Raw genomic sequence first — 16,012 nt, forward strand, 5'->3', positions numbered from 1 at the left:
GCATTCGAGGAGCGACCGCCTCATGAGGTCCTGGCCGCTGCGATCAAGCGGCGCTGCGCCATCCTGTTCGTCGGTGCCGGCGTCTCGATGGCTGTCGGCCTGCCGTCTGGCAGTCTCTGATCGACCACCTGCTGGATGACCTTGGACTTGAGCGCAACGTGATCGATGGAATGCACGGCGGCTATCAGATGCTGGCTGAGTACTACCGGCTTAAGCGCGGCGGAATTGGCCCGCTCCGCAGCTGGCTCGACCGCAACTGGCGCGTCGACCCGGACAGGATCGCGGCCTCGCGGCTCCACAAGCTGATCGTGGAGCTCGATTTTCCGACCATTTACACCACGAACTACGACCGCAACCTCGAGACAGCCTTCGACGTCCTGGAAAAGCCCTACGCCAAGATCAGCAACGCAAAGGATATTGCGGGCGCCCGTTCCGGCGTCACACACATCATCAAATTCCATGGCGACTTCGACGACGATGCCTCGCTCGTCCTGACCGAGACCGAATTCCTCAACCGGCTCGCGTTCGACTCGCCACTCGATATCGGTTTCGCGCCGATGCCTTGGGAAGCACGTTGCTTTTCATCGGATACAGCATGTCCGATCCCAACATTCGGCTCCTGCTGCACCGGATTTGGCAGAGTTGGGAGGAGTCCGGGCACCGCCAGGACCGACCGAGGTCCTTCGCTTTCGTCACGCAGCGCAATCCGGTGCAGGAAGCGGTATTGGCGAACTGGGGCATCACCACCATCGCGCCGCCCGATGGCGTCAGCCCGGATGATGGTGTTACCCGGTTCTTGCTGGACATCCGCCAACGTATTGACCGAAAGAAGTGAGTGCCTCAACTGCGCCGCCACGATGCGCGCCCAGACCAAGACCACCGGCGAACACGATAGCCGTGAGCATTTGCTCTGCTGCCATGGGGCGCTCGGCTCAGCGGCGGGATCGGTCAGAACGGGGCTCGATTGCCAGTCCGCAAGCGGGACTGGTCACCGATATCCCCTATATCGCCGGGCATAGGCATAGCGAGGATTGACGCCGCAATAGGCGTTCGTTCCCGATGCAGTCGCCATGCACTGAGCGTAACTGGCGAACTGGCAGTTGCCCGGATAGCCCCAAACGCGGCCCTGAAGGCAGTAGCGGTCTTGTGCGACGGCGGCCGTCGAGGAGCCGAAGCCCATCACAAGCGCGAGAGACGCGGCAGCCAGGAGCAATCGATGTTTCATGAATATCTCCAATTTCAACATTGAACGTCCCTCGTGAAGCGGCGTTCCAAAGTGCAACGTTGATCGCTCCTTTCTCGGGTTCGACGCGAATCGTTAACCTGTGTGAAGCCGTTCGATGCCGATCGCGATTAAGGTGACGGATGTCCTCGATCGGAAGCCGTATGCCTGACCAATCTCCCAGCCTTAGAAATTTCACCATCAATTTCGGTCCACAGCATCCCGCCGCTCATGGCGTGCTCAGGCTCGTGCTCGAACTTGACGGCGAAGTCGTCGCACGGGTCGATCCGCACATTGGTCTTCTGCATCGGGGCACCGAAAAATTGATCGAGGCCAAGACCTATCTTCAGGCGATCCCCTATTTCGACCGGCTCGACTATGTCGCTCCTTTGACGCAGGAGCACGCATTTTGCCTGGCGATAGAGAAACTGATCGGGCTTGAAGTTCCGCGGCGAGGGCAGCTGATCACGGTACTCTATCACGAGATCAGCCGCATCTTGTCTCATCTTCTGAACGTCACGACGCAAGCGATGGACGTGGGGGCCTTGACGCCACCCCTTTGGGGCTTCGAAGAGCGCGAGAAGCTCATGGTGTTCTACGAGCGTGCGTCCGGCAGCCGGATGCATGCCAACTTTTATCGTCCCGGCGGCGTGCACCAGGACCTTCCCCCCAAACTGATCGATGATATCGAAGCCTGGTGCGATCCGTTCCTGCGCGTCGTCGACGATCTGGATCGGCTGCTCTCGCTCAACCGCATCTTCAAGGCACGAAACGTTGATATAGGCCGGGTGACACTCGATCAGGCTTGGGCGTGGGGCTTCTCCGGCGTGATGGTGCGGGGCTCGGGCGCGGCTTGGGACTTGCGAAAGGCACAGCCCTACGACTGCTATGCCGAGATGGACTTCGACATCCCCGTCGGCAGGAACGGCGACTGCTATGATCGCTATCTCATTCGCATGGAGGAGATGCGGCAATCCGTGCGCATCATGAAGCAGTGCATCGAGAAGCTGAAGTCTGCGGACGGCCAAGGCCCGGTGCTCGTGCAGGACAACAAGGTCGCGCCGCCGCGACGTGGCGAGATGAAGCGTTCCATGGAGGCGCTGATTCACCACTTCAAGCTCTACACGGAGGGCCTCCACGTTCCCGCCGGCGAGGTCTATGTCGCCGTTGAGGCTCCGAAGGGCGAGTTCGGTGTGTTCCTCATCGCGGACGGCACGAACCGCCCTTACAAGTGCAAGATCAGGTCGCCGGGGTTCGCCCACCTGCAAGCGATGGACTTTCTCTGCAAAGGGCATTTGCTCGCGGACGTCTCGGCGATCCTCGGGTCGCTGGACATTGTCTTCGGCGAGGTCGATCGCTGACTGGAAAACCGCATTGGAGGATCAGGATGGATATCAGGGAAAGCTCCGCCATGACCGAAGCGTCCGGCCTCGTGGACGATCAGTTCATTGCGCGGACGTCGCATGAGCCGCACAGCGATGCGGGAACAGGAGCCGACACGCCTTCCCAGGCGCTCTCGGCGCAATTGGCCGACCAACTGCGGAAGATGACCAAGGCAGCGCCGCTGCAAACGGTCTTTGCGGCGTTTCTGCTGGGCGTTCTGGTGGCTCGGCGTCGCTAGACGTCGGCCAAGGCCGTCCCTTTCATCGGACGACCCCGGCCGTTGCACGAAAATCAGGCCAACGCGTTCGTCACCGGCGGCTCGTTCATCTGCTCCACCTGTGCGCCGCTATCCGGCCGCGCCGGTCCGAGCACAGGCTCCTCGCCCAAAGGCTCGAACCCGGCGCGGAAGCTGAACGACCCCTGGCCGTCGAGCGAAGGACCTTCGCAGTAGCGCCCCGGCTGCAGCGGCGCCGCGTTGCGTTCGGTGCCCATGAACATGTAGCTGAACTCGGTCGCCTCCTTGCTGCGGTCGAAGCTGTTCGGAATAGGCAGGGCGGCGTCCGCGCCCATCTCCTCGATCACCGCGAGCCATTGCTGTTGATGCATGGTGTCGCGCGCAATCAGGTAGCTCAGCATGTCCTGCATGCCGGGATCGCTGGTGGAGTTGAAGAGACGCACGGCGAGGGTCCGGCCGGTGGATTCAGCCGCGACGTTGCAATACATGTCGGCGGCCAGATTGCCGCTGGCATAGACATGCGAACAATCGAAGGGAACGCCGTCGCAATTGGCAGGGAAGGCAGCCATGCCGGTCGAGAGCAGATGCCGGTGCAGCATGCCCTCGATCACGTGCCGCGGCCGCTCGCCGCCGTTCATCACCGCGCCGACGACCGGATTGGCCTGCAGGCTGGTCTCCTGCATCGTTGCCGGCGCATTCTCCAGGTTTAACGCGACCGCGGTCGCGAGCATCTCGATGTGGCTGATCTCTTCGGTCGCGGTATTGAGCAGGACGTCGCGATATTTGGCCGGCCCCCGTGCGCCCCAGGCCTGGAAGAAATACTGAAGGCAGACGCGGATCTCGCCTTCGACGCCGCCGATGGCTTGCTGCAGCTGGCGGGCGAAGATCGGATCGGGCTTCTCGACCCTGACCGGATATTGCAGTCGTTTGTCGAAGTAGTACATGCGCAGCTCCTTTTGTGTTCACGCTATTGCGCAATGAGTGCTGTCGGGTTGCGTTCCTATGAAGTTTCTAGCGACGACTTTGAAAGCCTTTAAATTGCGACGTGAACGCGATGCGGCCCCGGCGAGGAGAGGATCTCGCCGAGGCCGCTCTCAGGCGCGCAACAGCAGGGAGCGCGCGTTAGAAAGTTGCGAACCGCGAACCGTTAGCGCCGCGGCATGGTGCCGTTGGACGGTGGGGTCGTCTCGTTGCGCATGCCGGGAGGACTGGAAGCACCTTGTCCGCCCCGCTCGACATGGGTGATGCCGCCGCCACCGGAGCCGCCGGCTCCGCCCGAGCCGGCTCCTGCACCGCCAGCGCCAGCTCCAGCACCGCCGCCCGCACCGCCGGCCCCGGCGCCCGCGCCGCCGCCCGCGCCACCTCCGGCGCCACCCGCACCACCGCCTGCGCCGCCTGCGCCACCACCAGCGCCACCGCCTGCACCTTGCGCGAACGCTGCGCCGACTGAAGCGCCTGCAAGCATTGCTGCCGTAAAGATCGTCAGGATCGTCTTACGCATCTGTCTTCTCCTTGAGGTTTCGATGTCGGACCAATCATGTGAAGCATCCACCGTTCCTAGCCGTGCAGCGCGATCAAGCTCTGTCCTCGACGACTCCGCGTCGATATTGCGAAGGCACGGCAACTTCGTCGAACCGTTCGGCGAGAGCATCGAGAGCCGCGCGCATCTGCGGCCCTTGCATGGCCGCGCCGTGCCCGGTGACGACGATCTCTGGAGCGAGCGCGGCAAGTGCGCGCACCGATGTCTTCGCGCTTTCCCAATCGGGCGTGAAATACATCGGCGGCCCGTGCATCTCCGGTGTTTGCGTCACCGCGGCGTAAACGGATTCCTGCCGCGTCGTGATGAAGGCGTCGCCGGCGATCAGCACGCGATCGCGTTCGCGCCAGAGCGAGATATGCCCTGGGGTATGGCCGGGCGTATGGATCCACTGCCATTCCGGCATGAAGGGTACGCTATGATCAAAGGGAAGATCATAGAGGCGCGATCCGACGTTCACCGGTCTTGTCGGGAAGAGCGGAGAAAGCCGGGCGAGCAGCCCGCCACCGACGCCGGGATCGGCCGACGGATAGGATTGGCTTCGGTCAAGATAGGGATGCTCGGCCGCATGGGCATAGACCGGCACCTCCCATTCATTCGCCAGCGTTTCGAGAACGCCGACGTGATCGAAGTGCCCATGCGTCATGATGATGCAGGCGGGCCGGCCGTTTCCTCCGAATCTGGCCTTGGCGGCAGAGCGGATGGCGCCAGCCGATCCGGGGATGCCGGCGTCCACCAGCACCCAATTGCCGTCGCCGGCGTTCTCGAAGCCAACGAAGATGACGTTGACAATCGCAAGCTGACGATAGGCTACGTCAGTGACGATCTGCCGCGTGTTGTCATTGCGGTCGAGGTCGGATTGCGGGTGCTCCGCGTCGGCGGAAGAGGGAAGCGAGATCTGCGTCATGTTCATTCGGGTCCGATGTAATCAATTCTCTAGCGCTCAATCGTACCCATGCGCCGGATCTTCTTCTGAAGCAGCATCACGCCGTATAGCAGCGCCTCTGCGGTCGGGGGGCAGCCGGGCACGTAGATGTCGACCGGCACGACGCGATCACAGCCGCGCACGACCGAGTAGGAATAGTGATAATAGCCTCCGCCGTTGGCACAGGACCCCATTGAGATCACGTAGCGCGGCTCGGGCATCTGGTCGTAGATCTTGCGAAACGCCGGCGCCATCTTGTTGGTGAGCGTGCCCGCGACGATGATCACGTCCGACTGGCGCGGTGATGCGCGTGGCGCGAATCCGAAGCGTTCGGCGTCGTAACGCGGCATCGACATCTGCATCATCTCGACCGCGCAGCAGGCGAGCCCGAACGTCATCCACATCAGCGAGCCGGTCCGCGCCCAGGTGATCAGCTCCTCCGCCGTCGCCGTGAAGAAGCCCTTGTCCGCAAGATCGTCGCGGATCGTCATGAAGAACGGATCGGAAGTGTTGTCCGGCCGTCCCTCGCCCGGCCGCCCAGATCCAGGCCGGTCAAGCGAAGGGCCTGAGCTGCCGACGTGCGGAAAATTGTTTGTCATTCGTGTCCCTGAGCGCTGCGGCCGTTTGGCGATGCGACCACCCGCTCCGGGAAACAGTGATTTGCATGCGGCGTTCCTGCGGCGGGAGGAGGATTTGCGTTCTGTTATCGCAGGTTAGCTTCGGGTCCGACGGCCGGAACCCGGCGTTGGCGTCGTGGATCACCCTAGGAACGATCCATCGAAACTGCGGTTGGCGGCGACAGGGCCCCGTGGAATGGAGAACATGAAATGACGAACGCAGCCCGCGATACATTCGTGGTTGGACTACGCAATGCGCATGCGATGGAAGTGCAGGCGCGAGAGTTGATGGAACGTCAGTCGGAACGACTGGACGAATATCCCGAGGTCAAGGCCAAGGTCGCCGCTCACCTTCAGGAGACCAACGAGCAACTGAAGCGGCTGGAGAGATGCCTGGAAGCCTGCGGGGAGAGTACCTCCAGCCTCAAGGATACGACGCAATCCATGATGGCGAACATGCAAGCCATGGCACACTCGGTGGCTGGCGACGAGATTCTCAAGAACACTTTCGCCAACAATGCCTTCGAGAATTTCGAGATCGCTGCCTACAAGTCTCTGCTCGCCCTCTGCGGCGCCGCTGGTTTCGCGGAGGCCAAGGAGCCGCTCGAGACATCACTGAAGGAGGAGCAGCGCATGGCCGCCTGGATCGACTCAAACGTCGAGAAGGTGACGATGGAGTATCTGGCGCATCAGCGCCAGGCGGCCTGATCGAACATCACACCCGCAGGGGCGAGGCCAGCGGCTTCGGTCGCTGAGTCCGCCTGCGTTCTCATATGGGCTCGCACGACCGAAACCCTCTCATCCGCGTTTTGCTGCAATGGCGCATATCATCTTCAGCGACTACCGCAATCCTGCTGCCGAACAGGCCTATGAGATCGCATGGGACTTTCTGGCCCGCAGTGGGGCGATCCACGATGAGTTCGAGGCGTGCGTGTTTCTGGCTCAACGCATCACCATGATGGTCGAGGAAGGGCAGGCAAACCGAATTCGGATGGCCAATCGCGCGATCTCCGAATACCAGTACCATCTCGAGAAACTCTGCAAGCCGGCCCGTGGCGCGGCTGCTTCACGCGCTTGAGGGCTCGCGCGGGTTCGTGGGCTGTTACTGCCGATCTGCGATCGTGAGCTGGCCGCGTGCCCCGGTACGTCCGCTCCTCCGCGGTGCAATGGCCGGGACCAGTGCCGGCGCTTCGCCGGCCATGCGCATGGCGAAATAAGCAATCGTCGCGCGAAGACCATCCTTGAGCGCCACGCGCGGGCGCCACCCCAACGCCTTCACGGCCGTGTCAATGACGGGCTTGCGGCGCTTCGGATCGTCTTTCGGCAGCTCCTCGAACCGGAGCGGGGAGGCTGATTCCGTATACGCCAGCACGTCGCGCGCGATCGCCTCGATCGTAACCTCGTGCGGATTACCGAGGTTGCACGGTCCGGTGACTGACGATGGGCTCTCCATGAGCAACTGGAGGCCACGCACGAGATCGTCGACGAAGCAGAAGCTCCTGGTCTGCGTACCACCTCCATAGATCGTGATCGGCTCTCCGCGAAGCGCCTGCACGATGAAGTTGGAGACCACGCGCCCGTCGTTCTCCAGCATCCGGGGTCCGTAGGTGTTGAAGATGCGCGCGACCTTGATTTCGACCCCGTACATGCGATGGTAATCAAACATCAGCGTTTCCGCGGCCCGCTTGCCCTCGTCGTAGCAGGCCCGGGGTCCGATCGGATTGACGTTGCCGAGATAGGATTCCGGCTGCGGATGCACTTCGGGATCACCGTAGATTTCGCTGGTCGATGCCTGCAGGACCCGTGCGCCTTTCCGCTGCGCGAGCTCCAGCATGTTGATAGTGCCGAGCACGCAGGTCTTCATCGTGCCGACCGGATCTTTCTGATAATGACGGGGTGACGCCGGGCAGGCGAGGCTGTAGATCCGGTCGATGTCGCCCTCGATCTCGACGGGATCGCGTACGTCATGTTCGATGAAGCGAAAGTTCGGATGATTGAGCAGCGGCCGGATGTTGTCGATCCTTCCCGTAAACAGGTTGTCGAGGCAGATCACGGTGTGGCCGCGCTGCAAAAGCGCGTCGCAGAGGTGGGATCCGATGAAGCCGGCGCCTCCGGCCACCAGAACGGTGGGAGAGCGGCGGGACGCGTTGATGCGGGTCTGAACTGTCATGGTGCTGCCTTTCAGATTTGAGCGACCTGCATGGGACGCGAGGCGGGAAGTTGCGGTGCTTTCCGGCGGCGACGTACCGACGCCTCGGCGTAGTAGGTCTCCACTTGCCGGGCGCGATGGTCGGAGGTGTGGTCGGCCAGAACGCGGCGCCTTGCGTTTTCCGCGATCGTGCGCCTTTGCTCCTCGGGCATGTCGCGCAGGATCTCCACGACGTCGCGTGGGCTCGATGCGAGCAGGATTTCCCGCGAAGGCTCGAAGACGGTCTCGATTCCAGGCCACCGGTCCGAGATGACGGGCGTGCCGCACGCGGCCGCTTCGAACAGCCGAACGCTGGGCGAGAAGCCGAGCGCACGCATGTCGGCGCGGGTGGCATTTAGCGTAAAGCGTTGCTCTGCGTAAAATCCCGGATGATGTCTGGGCGTGAGGTGCTCGATCCGGGCGACATTGGCGGGCCAGACCACCTCACCGGGATATTGCGCGCCGGCGACGACGAATTGCTCGCGTGACAGAGTGCGAGCGGGTGCGAGCAGCAACTGGTCCAGAACCGGTTGCCGGTCCTCGCTGTAGGTTCCGAGATAGCCCAGTGCCCACTTCTTCTCCGCGCGTTGCGGCGCGTAGATGTCGGTATCGGCACTGCAATACAGCACTCGAGCCAGCGGACTGCCATAGTTCTCCTCGACCATGCCGGGCACCGGGCCGCCGGCAAAGGACAGGTAGAGGTCGAAGCGCGGGATCATCGCCGCGGAAAGGTAGTCCAGGCCCTGCTCGAGCTTCGCAAGCGTGACCGGCGTGTCGATGTCGTAGAAGGCGGTAATCCCCCGGGCGTGGGTCGTAATCCATTCGGCGATCGCGATGCCGTCGGGCACGTAGGAGCCGATGACCACCAGGTCGGCATCTCGGATCATCTTGCCGAAACGCTGCGGGATGTCCTTCAAGGATTGATAAAGCTCGACGGCCCAAGCGGAAGGCTTGGCAAGATCACGATGCTCGCGATACCAGGGGGCGTCGCGTTCGAGAAATGTGACGTGGTGACCTCGTCGTGCCAGGGCTTCGATCAGGGCGCGGTAGGTCGTGGCATGGCCATTGCCCCAGGACGAAGTAACCGAAAGACCGACGACGACGATGGTGAGGTTCATTCTGCTGCCTCGATTCGCGAACTGCTTGCGGCAAAGAGATCGTTGAACTTGCGCGCGCGCTGCCGGTAGGTGTGATGGCTCAGAATGCGCGCACGAGCGCGCGCTGCGATGGCCCGAGCCCGGTCGGGGCGCAGTGCGGCAAGATGCTCGGCGACCTCCGCCCCGCTCGCGGCCACCAGCACCTCGCGATCTGGCTCGAGAAAATGATCGATGCCGTCCCACTGGTCGGTGATCAGGCAAGCTCCGGCACCGATGGCCTCGAACACGCGCGTTGGCGGCGAGAAGCCGTAGCGCGCCATGCTGTCGCGATTGACGTTCAGCGTAGCGAGACCGGAGCCGAAAAACGCGTTGTGGTCGCCGGTCCCGACATGCCCGACCTTGTGCAGATTAGCTGGCGTGTCTTTGGAATCCCACCCCGATCCACCGAGCACGAACGTTTTGTCGGGCAATTGGCGTGCGACATCGATGAAGAACCGCTCGACGCGCTGCTCGCGATCGGGCAGGCGGTTTGCCAGCAAGCTCAGATCGCAAGTGAAGTGCGTATTGGGCGGCGCCGGAAAGTGCGTGGCGGGGTCGAGCGCATTGTAGATCGGTACGCAGTCTCGCGCGCCGATGCCGCGATAAGCGGATACGACGGCATCGCCGCCGCCATAGGTCAGAACCATGTCGTAGGACCGGATCGCATGGCGCAGATGATGGTCTGGATTGTCCGCCACCGACTCCAGCGTCGCGGGGGCATCGACGTCCCAGTAGATGCGCATTGCATTCGATGGGATGTCGGCGACCGCGTTCTCCAGCTCCTGATCGAAGACGCCGACGCCGCTGGCCTTGACCAGCATGTCGGCCGAGCGGGCGGCTTCCTCAAGCGAGCTTCGCCAACCGTCGGGCGTCGCGGCATAGACCACCACCTTCGCCCAGTCCGGATCGTCGATGTCGCGATGGGCCTGGCGCTCGAAGGCATCGGGCTCGAAGAATGTGACGTCGTGGCCGAGCGCCGCGATCTCCTTCAACATGCCGCGGTAATAGGTGGCGGCACCGTTCCAGTAGGATGAGACGAGGCTGGATCCGAAGAAGCAGATCTTCATGCGGAGGCTCCGATATATCGCAGGGGCGGTGTGGAGTGGCGTGAGGCCCGGAGGTTCTGCACGATGCCGACAAGCTGCTCCGCCCGGTGACGGCATGTGTGACGCTCCTTGATCGTCCGGAATCCGGTCTCCACGGTGGCGGACCATAAGTCCCGGTCGTCGAGCAGCGCACGAAGCGCCCGCTTCATTTCTGCGCCGTCGGAAGCGCTGAGATAGGCACCTTCCGGGAACAGTCCTTCCGCGTCTGACCAGGGGGCCGAGACCAGTGGAATGCCGCACGCCATCGCCTCGAAGACGCGAATGGTCGGAATGCCCGGAAGCAAGCGGACATAGGGGCCGCGGGGGACGTGGACAGTCGCGCGCGCGCCGGCGAAAGCAATGGGAGCCCAGTGTGCCGGCAGCCAGCCGCCATACCGAATACCTGCGGCCTGAATGGTGGCGAGGGCTGGGTCCGAATAGCGGACGCCATAGACCCCCGCGCGCAGCTTCAGCTCGGCCACGGGTTCGACCAGAAATTCGTTGAGCTCGGCACTGCGTTCGCCGTCGCCCCAATTGCCGATCCAGACGACATCGTCGGTGCGCTCGATATGTGGCAGCGGATGATACAGGGCGACATCGGCCGCCTCGTGCCAAGTAAAGGCCCGGTCGGCCCAGCCGAGCTTCAGATAGATTTGGCGAAGCACCTCGCCAAAGGCGAGCACACCGTCGAATCCGTCGAGGTCGAACTGCGCAAGTTCGTCCGGTGCGCTGACGGCGCGATGATGGGTGTCGTGGAACAGCAACGTAAACGGAGCGCCGTGAGCCCGTCTCGATCCGATGTCTGCGATCAGATCAGGTGAATTCCATTCGTGGACGACGACGAGATCGGCGCCGTGCAGCGCCTCATCGAGATTAAGGGAGGCATCGTAGCGGCGGATGCCGATGCCGGGAAACAGCGTTGGAATATCCTCCATGGTCTGATTGCCACCCTCGCGGATCGCATTCAACCGGCTCCAGCCGTCGATCGGCTCGAACACGACGACCTCATGACCGAGCGCGTGAAGTTCGCGGGCATAACCGCGCAGGAAATGGGCATTGCCGTTGTTCCAGCAGGAGGTGAACGCGTGGTAGAACAGAACGCATTTCATGCGCGGACCTCCATGGGGGCGGGCGCGTGATGGACGGCAAGCAGCTCCTCGTACAGGCTGAGATAGGCGCTCGTGGTTCGGGTCAGCGAGTAGGTCAGGGAATGCTCGAAGGCGGCACGTTGCAGCCGCACCCGCTCGCGATCGTCGGTGCACAGACCTGCGAGCGCTCGATGCAGCGCCTTGCTGTCGGTGGGATCGACGAACAGCGCGGCCCCACTCCATAATTCCTTGAAGGTCGGAATGTCGGACAGGACGAGGGCACATCCCGCGGCCGCGGCTTCCAGAACGGAGAGGCCGAACGGCTCATAGAGCGCGGGGCTGGCGAAGATGGCAGCGTGCTGCAAGTGCGCGCGCATGGCTTCGTGAGACAACTGCCCGAGCCAGGTGACGGAAGCCGAAGGGCACTCATCCGCCGGCCCGGCGACCTGAACGGGCCAGTCCAGTCCAGGCGCCGCGGCCGCCAGGACCTCGATGTTCTTGGCGCGGTCCCAGAGCCGGCCCGCTGCAAAGATCATGTCTTGCTTCCGTCCCGCGAGGCCCTGAGGGTCAATTCCATTCCAGATCACGATGCCGCGCGAGCGAGGCCGATAGATTTCCGCAATGTCATCGTGGAAGGACTGGCTGGGACAAACCCACGCCTGTGCCGTGTCGAATGCGGCCGTCACCCGTTCGGTGTAGCCGCGCCATTTCGGTTCGCCGAGCCAGCTCGTATCGCGGCACGCGAGCCCCCAGGAGTTGACGCAGGAATGCGCGACGACCACCACTGGAGCGCGCCAGGCGAAGTTCGCTTCGCGAAAGCTGTTGAGGTGAACGACGTCAGGCCGGATTCTGGCTTCGAGCTTCGCAAGGACGCGCCTGGCCTGGGACAGATCTTGTCCTTCCGGATCCTGCCATTCGAGTGCAAGGTCCGTTTCGATCAGGCGGACCCGCGAGCCACGGAGCATCTTAAGCTGGCCGGCCCGCGCGCGCGGACCCATCGTCACCAGGGTGACGTCGGCGCCCTTCGCTGCAAGGGACGACGCAAGAGATGACGAATAGGTCCAGACGCCTCCGACGGTATCGGTCGTCATCAGGATCCGGAGCTGCGAGCCGCGGCTCATGACGCCACCTGCAGTTCGAGAGTCTCGAGCGGGATCGGGCGATCGTTCTGCACGTCGCTGAACTGGTCGAACATCGCGAGATAGTGCCGGTGCGCGCGCTCCCAGGCGAAATCGTCGGGCTCGCCCCACAGCTTCCGATAATCCGGCGAGCCTGGATAGGGATACAGCGGGACCGGATCGTTGGCCCAGATGCCGGCATCCTGCATGGTGCGGCGCCAGCGCTGCACGATGGGGTCATCGTCCTCGGGGACTTCGATCAAATTGGCCTGCACGAAGGGGACGTGACGGCGCGCTTCGACCAGCCGTTCGGCAAGCTGGTCGGTCGTCATCTTGCAGTTCTTGGCGAGCGCGGCGCGGCCCTCGACCGTGAGGCTCTCGATGCCGGCTTCAATCGAGACGCAGCCGGCGCGGCCGAGCAGAGCCAGCATGTCCGGCTTCCAGAGGTCGATGCGGGTCTGCACCCCGAATTTCAGCCCGCGTGTGGCCAGCCCTTCCAGCAGTTCCTCGTTCGGAAGAAATATCTCGTCGATGAAATAGACATATTCGATGCCTTGACGGCGCAGGCCCTCGACCTCTTCGAGAACGATGGTGGCAGGCCGCTTGCGGTAGGCGTTGCGGAAGTTCTCCTTGGCGCAGAACGTGCAGTTGTACGGACATCCCCTGGACGCCTCGACCTCAGCGCCCGGCGCCTGCGGCCCGGCTTCGAAACGGTGGTGGTGATGGTGGTGCCGCCGGATCATCTCCTCCGGCCAGTCAAGCGGCGGCTGATCCTTGAATGCGACCGCCTGCGGGCCGCCATTGACGCGGAGCGAGGCGCCATCGGCAAAGCACAGGCCCGGAAAGTCCCGTTCGCCATTGGCGAGACGCAATAAGGAGGCCTCGCACTCGCCCATCACGACGATGTCGGTGCCGAGCTTTCGAAGCGCCGCTTTTGGCACGGTCGAGCCATGGGGGCCCACCGCGATAAGGATCGGAGCCAGATCGCGCACCGCCCTCGCAAGCTCCTGCGGGACGCGGAGCTCGGGAGGGGCACAGCGCCAGAACAGATAGGTCGGTGCCGTCGTGATGACGATCTGGTCGGGGCCGAACGCGCGCAGCTCGGCTTCGATATCGGCGAGAGAAAGGTCAAACATGTGGGCGTCGAGCAGCAGCGTCTTGTGCCCGGCCGCCTTCAAATAATGCTCGGAGATCCCGAGTTCGAGCGGAAGGTGAGGGGATCGGCAGCCGAAATAGATGCTGCCGCCAAAATCCCAATTCGGGTTGATGAGGGCAACACGCGTCATGCCAGCGCCTCGCGGTTGCCTTGTGACGATCCGAACCGGCCGTCCAGCCAGGTGTGAAGGGATCGGAGGCCGTCTGCGAACGAAACCTGAGGCGCCCAGCCGAGCGCGCTGGAGAGCGCGCGCGTGTCGGTCACGTACCAGGGCTGATCCCCGGGCCTCCAATCGGCGAAGCGATAGGCCACCTTGCGGCCGGTCAGATCGGTGATGCGGTCGATCAATTCCAGCAGACTGATCGCGTTAGCCGGACCGCCGCCGAGATTGAAGACGCGTCCACGGGCGAGCGCGATGCCATCGAGCACGGCGAGCCAGGCCGAGACCGCGTCGGAGACGTGAAGCGCATCGCGGACCTGATGGCCGTCGCCATAGATCGTCAGCTCTTTGCTGCGGATGGTGCTCAGCAGGAAATGCGCGATCCAGCCCTGATCCTCGGTGCCGAATTGACGGGGCCCATAGATGCAGCTCATGCGCATCACCACGGTCTGCAGGCCGTAGACCCGCGCATAGTCGTGGACGTATTGATCCGCCGTTCCCTTGGAGCATCCATAGGGACTGTAGAAGTCGAGCGGCGCATTTTCCGAGATGCCGGCGGCGAGCAGGCCGCTTGTCGGCGTGTAGCGGCGGCCGGTGAGCGCGATCTCGCCATCGTCGATCAGGCGTCCGTAGACCTTGTTAGTCGAGGCGAACACCACCGGCGCGGCGTTGTTGTGGAGGCGCACGGCTTCGAGCACGTTCAATGTGCCCCGCGCGTTGATCTCGAAATCGGCGGCCGGATCGCTCACGCTGTCGGTGACGGCGACCTGGGCGGCCAGGTGCAGCACGGCGCGGGCTTCGCGTACGGCGTCGATCACCGGGATCGGCTCGCGAATGTCGGCCACGGTAATTGTGACCCGGTCGCCATGCCGGGACTTCAGCCACTGCGCATTCTCCCGCACGCCGGCGCGGGCGAGGTTATCCAGGATCAGCACCGGCTCGCCGCGCTCCGCGAGGCGGTCGGCAAGGTTGCACCCGATAAACCCGCAGCCGCCGGTGATCAGGACGGGTCTGTTGTCTCGTTCACTCATCACGCGACCAATCCTCGTTGCTGCAGCTCCTTGGTGGCCCGCTCCGCCTGATCGTCGGCGATCTGGTCGGCGAGATATTCCGCCAGCTCTTCGAGCCCATCCCTGAATGCGACGCGAGGCTCGAAGCCGAGCACGTCGCGGGATTTTCCCATGTCGGCGAAGCAGTGCCGGATATCCCCGGCGCGATACTTCCGCGTCAGCTCGGGCGCAATGTCGCGGCGCCCCATGACTTCGGCTAGATCCTCCGCGACCGATAGAATGGTGCGACTCTGGCCAGAGCCGACGTTGAAGACGTCCTGCGCGTGCTCCGCCTCCAGCGCCATCCGGCAGGCGCGGGCGACGTCATGGACATGGACGAAGTCGCGGCGCTGCCGGCCGTCCTCGAAGACGAGGGGAGGGCGGCCGTTGAGCAGCCGGGCGGCAAAGATGGCCAGCACGCCGGTATACGGATTGGACAGCGCCTGACGCGGCCCGAACGCATTGAAGAAGCGTAGCGCCACCGTCGGGATGCCATAAGCCTTGCCTGTGATCAGGCACATGCGCTCCTGCGCATATTTATTGAGCGCATAGATTGAGCTCAGCGAAGGCTGCTTTGTCTCCGGCGTAGGGACGGGATCGAGCGGTTTGCCGGCTGCATCGCGCAGCTCCCAATCGCCGCGGCGAAGCTGCTCGACCGCCCGCTCCTCGCAGGCAACCACGCTCTGATCGGCGCTCCGGTAGAGGCCCTCGCCGTAAATACTCATGGACGAGGCCACCACGAGCCGCGCGACCGGGCGCTTGGACAATGTCTGCAACAGCACGGCGGTGCCGAGCTCGTTGGTCCTGACATAAGGTTCGATGTCGTACATGCTCTGGCCGACGCCGACTGCTGATGCGAGATGCAGGACCATGTCGGTGCCGCGCAACGCATGATCGACTGCGAGAGCGTCGGTGACGTCACCGACGACGAGCTCCGCGTCTTTGGCAAGATAAGCGGGACGCTGGCGGTTGCCTCCGTGGACCTGCGGCGAGAGATTGTCGAGCAGGCGGACTTCATAGCCGGCCGCCAGCAGCGCGTCGGCCGCATGCGATCCGATGAATCCCGCACCTCCAGTGATCAATACTCGCGTCATTCACCGCTCCGTGCCGCCG

Annotated in this window: 17 protein-coding genes and 1 pseudogene; 5 read left to right on the top strand and 13 right to left on the bottom strand. The window is 63.4% G+C overall.

All coding sequences use genetic code 11. From position 1 onward, the window contains the following. Positions 1-30: 30 nt before the first annotated feature. A pseudogene (locus N551_RS35210) lies at positions 31-835 on the top strand (SIR2 family protein). 153 nt (positions 836-988) lie between these two features. Here N551_RS35210 and N551_RS36830 read toward each other — a convergent pair. Beyond that, positions 989-1,225, bottom strand: a complete 237-nt coding sequence (locus N551_RS36830; RefSeq protein WP_155809547.1) for a DUF3551 domain-containing protein — start codon at positions 1,223-1,225, stop codon at positions 989-991. Positions 1,226-1,386: 161 nt separating this feature from the next. Here N551_RS36830 and N551_RS0107625 point away from each other — a divergent pair, with 161 nt between their 5' ends. Then, a complete protein-coding gene (locus N551_RS0107625) occupies positions 1,387-2,583 on the top strand; it encodes an NADH-quinone oxidoreductase subunit D (protein WP_027566449.1) in 1,197 nt (398 codons plus the stop codon). Between the two features lie 26 nt (positions 2,584-2,609). Further along, entirely contained in the window at positions 2,610-2,843 is a 234-nt protein-coding gene (locus tag N551_RS0107630) for a hypothetical protein (protein WP_027566450.1), read from the top strand. A gap of 53 nt (positions 2,844-2,896) precedes the next feature. On the opposite strand, the gene N551_RS0107635 is transcribed toward N551_RS0107630, so the two are convergent. The 4 genes from N551_RS0107635 to N551_RS0107650 form a co-directional block, all read right to left on the bottom strand. Next, positions 2,897-3,784: a manganese catalase family protein gene (locus tag N551_RS0107635; protein WP_027566451.1), complete on the bottom strand. Its 888-nt coding sequence runs from the start codon at positions 3,782-3,784 to the stop codon at positions 2,897-2,899. A gap of 203 nt (positions 3,785-3,987) precedes the next feature. Beyond that, on the bottom strand, positions 3,988-4,341 hold the full coding sequence (locus N551_RS38645; protein ID WP_197031109.1) for a hypothetical protein: 354 nt from the start codon (positions 4,339-4,341) through the stop codon (positions 3,988-3,990). Between the two features lie 73 nt (positions 4,342-4,414). Next, complete coding sequence (locus N551_RS0107645) at positions 4,415-5,284, bottom strand: MBL fold metallo-hydrolase (protein ID WP_027566453.1); 870 nt, start codon at positions 5,282-5,284, stop codon at positions 4,415-4,417. A gap of 29 nt (positions 5,285-5,313) precedes the next feature. After that, on the bottom strand, positions 5,314-5,901 hold the full coding sequence (locus N551_RS0107650; RefSeq protein WP_027566454.1) for an NADH-quinone oxidoreductase subunit B family protein: 588 nt from the start codon (positions 5,899-5,901) through the stop codon (positions 5,314-5,316). Positions 5,902-6,129: 228 nt separating this feature from the next. Here N551_RS0107650 and N551_RS0107655 point away from each other — a divergent pair, with 228 nt between their 5' ends. Together N551_RS0107655 and N551_RS35220 are read left to right on the top strand one after the other, a co-directional pair. Then, positions 6,130-6,627: a ferritin-like domain-containing protein gene (locus N551_RS0107655; RefSeq protein WP_026234016.1), complete on the top strand. Its 498-nt coding sequence runs from the start codon at positions 6,130-6,132 to the stop codon at positions 6,625-6,627. Between the two features lie 109 nt (positions 6,628-6,736). Then, positions 6,737-6,997 carry a hypothetical protein gene (locus N551_RS35220; RefSeq protein ID WP_027566455.1) on the top strand — a complete coding sequence of 87 codons (261 nt, stop codon included), beginning with the start codon at positions 6,737-6,739 and terminating at the stop codon, positions 6,995-6,997. 24 nt (positions 6,998-7,021) lie between these two features. Here the strand turns inward: N551_RS35220 and N551_RS0107670 are convergent, their stop codons facing one another. From N551_RS0107670 to N551_RS0107705, 8 genes are read right to left on the bottom strand one after another with little or no spacing between them, the layout of a single operon-like run. After that, positions 7,022-8,089, bottom strand: a complete 1,068-nt coding sequence (locus tag N551_RS0107670; RefSeq protein WP_027566456.1) for a UDP-glucuronic acid decarboxylase family protein — start codon at positions 8,087-8,089, stop codon at positions 7,022-7,024. 11 nt (positions 8,090-8,100) lie between these two features. Then, positions 8,101-9,225: a glycosyltransferase gene (locus N551_RS0107675; RefSeq protein WP_027566457.1), complete on the bottom strand. Its 1,125-nt coding sequence runs from the start codon at positions 9,223-9,225 to the stop codon at positions 8,101-8,103. Then, the gene (locus N551_RS0107680) at positions 9,222-10,310 is read right to left on the bottom strand and encodes a glycosyltransferase (protein WP_027566458.1); all 1,089 of its coding nucleotides are present in this window, start codon (positions 10,308-10,310) and stop codon (positions 9,222-9,224) included. The genes N551_RS0107675 and N551_RS0107680 overlap by 4 nt, the downstream gene beginning before the upstream one ends. Next, positions 10,307-11,437, bottom strand: coding sequence for a glycosyltransferase (locus N551_RS0107685; RefSeq protein ID WP_027566459.1), 1,131 nt, complete (start codon positions 11,435-11,437; stop codon positions 10,307-10,309). Before N551_RS0107685 ends, N551_RS0107680 begins: the two co-directional genes overlap by 4 nt. Continuing rightward, positions 11,434-12,537: a glycosyltransferase family 4 protein gene (locus tag N551_RS0107690; RefSeq protein ID WP_027566460.1), complete on the bottom strand. Its 1,104-nt coding sequence runs from the start codon at positions 12,535-12,537 to the stop codon at positions 11,434-11,436. The genes N551_RS0107685 and N551_RS0107690 overlap by 4 nt, the downstream gene beginning before the upstream one ends. Then, a complete protein-coding gene (locus tag N551_RS0107695; protein WP_027566461.1) occupies positions 12,534-13,820 on the bottom strand; it encodes a TIGR04295 family B12-binding domain-containing radical SAM protein in 1,287 nt (428 codons plus the stop codon). Before N551_RS0107695 ends, N551_RS0107690 begins: the two co-directional genes overlap by 4 nt. Continuing rightward, entirely contained in the window at positions 13,817-14,881 is a 1,065-nt protein-coding gene (locus tag N551_RS0107700) for a GDP-mannose 4,6-dehydratase (protein WP_027566462.1), read from the bottom strand. The genes N551_RS0107695 and N551_RS0107700 overlap by 4 nt, the downstream gene beginning before the upstream one ends. Then, positions 14,881-15,993: an NAD-dependent epimerase/dehydratase family protein gene (locus N551_RS0107705; RefSeq protein WP_027566463.1), complete on the bottom strand. Its 1,113-nt coding sequence runs from the start codon at positions 15,991-15,993 to the stop codon at positions 14,881-14,883. Before N551_RS0107705 ends, N551_RS0107700 begins: the two co-directional genes overlap by 1 nt. Positions 15,994-16,012: the final 19 nt, after the last annotated feature.

This window comes from Bradyrhizobium sp. URHA0013 (assembly GCF_000518345.1).
Classification (GTDB): domain Bacteria; phylum Pseudomonadota; class Alphaproteobacteria; order Rhizobiales; family Xanthobacteraceae; genus Bradyrhizobium.

Bases quoted from the DNA above. Each gene is read 5' to 3' on its own strand.
- N551_RS35220 (WP_027566455.1), top strand. From the start codon at position 6,737: ATGGCGCATATCATCTTCAGCGACTACCGCAATCCTGCTGCCGAACAG.
- N551_RS0107670 (WP_027566456.1), bottom strand. From the start codon at position 8,089: ATGACAGTTCAGACCCGCATCAACGCGTCCCGCCGCTCTCCCACCGTT.
- N551_RS36830 (WP_155809547.1), bottom strand. From the start codon at position 1,225: ATGAAACATCGATTGCTCCTGGCTGCCGCGTCTCTCGCGCTTGTGATG.
- N551_RS0107700 (WP_027566462.1), bottom strand. From the start codon at position 14,881: ATGAGTGAACGAGACAACAGACCCGTCCTGATCACCGGCGGCTGCGGG.
- N551_RS0107705 (WP_027566463.1), bottom strand. From the start codon at position 15,993: ATGACGCGAGTATTGATCACTGGAGGTGCGGGATTCATCGGATCGCAT.
- N551_RS0107635 (WP_027566451.1), bottom strand. From the start codon at position 3,784: ATGTACTACTTCGACAAACGACTGCAATATCCGGTCAGGGTCGAGAAG.
- N551_RS0107675 (WP_027566457.1), bottom strand. From the start codon at position 9,225: ATGAACCTCACCATCGTCGTCGTCGGTCTTTCGGTTACTTCGTCCTGG.
- N551_RS0107695 (WP_027566461.1), bottom strand. From the start codon at position 13,820: ATGACGCGTGTTGCCCTCATCAACCCGAATTGGGATTTTGGCGGCAGC.
- N551_RS38645 (WP_197031109.1), bottom strand. From the start codon at position 4,341: ATGCGTAAGACGATCCTGACGATCTTTACGGCAGCAATGCTTGCAGGC.
- N551_RS0107625 (WP_027566449.1), top strand. From the start codon at position 1,387: ATGCCTGACCAATCTCCCAGCCTTAGAAATTTCACCATCAATTTCGGT.
- N551_RS0107655 (WP_026234016.1), top strand. From the start codon at position 6,130: ATGACGAACGCAGCCCGCGATACATTCGTGGTTGGACTACGCAATGCG.
- N551_RS0107685 (WP_027566459.1), bottom strand. From the start codon at position 11,437: ATGAAATGCGTTCTGTTCTACCACGCGTTCACCTCCTGCTGGAACAAC.
- N551_RS0107680 (WP_027566458.1), bottom strand. From the start codon at position 10,310: ATGAAGATCTGCTTCTTCGGATCCAGCCTCGTCTCATCCTACTGGAAC.
- N551_RS0107645 (WP_027566453.1), bottom strand. From the start codon at position 5,284: ATGACGCAGATCTCGCTTCCCTCTTCCGCCGACGCGGAGCACCCGCAA.
- N551_RS0107690 (WP_027566460.1), bottom strand. From the start codon at position 12,537: ATGAGCCGCGGCTCGCAGCTCCGGATCCTGATGACGACCGATACCGTC.
- N551_RS0107630 (WP_027566450.1), top strand. From the start codon at position 2,610: ATGGATATCAGGGAAAGCTCCGCCATGACCGAAGCGTCCGGCCTCGTG.
- N551_RS0107650 (WP_027566454.1), bottom strand. From the start codon at position 5,901: ATGACAAACAATTTTCCGCACGTCGGCAGCTCAGGCCCTTCGCTTGAC.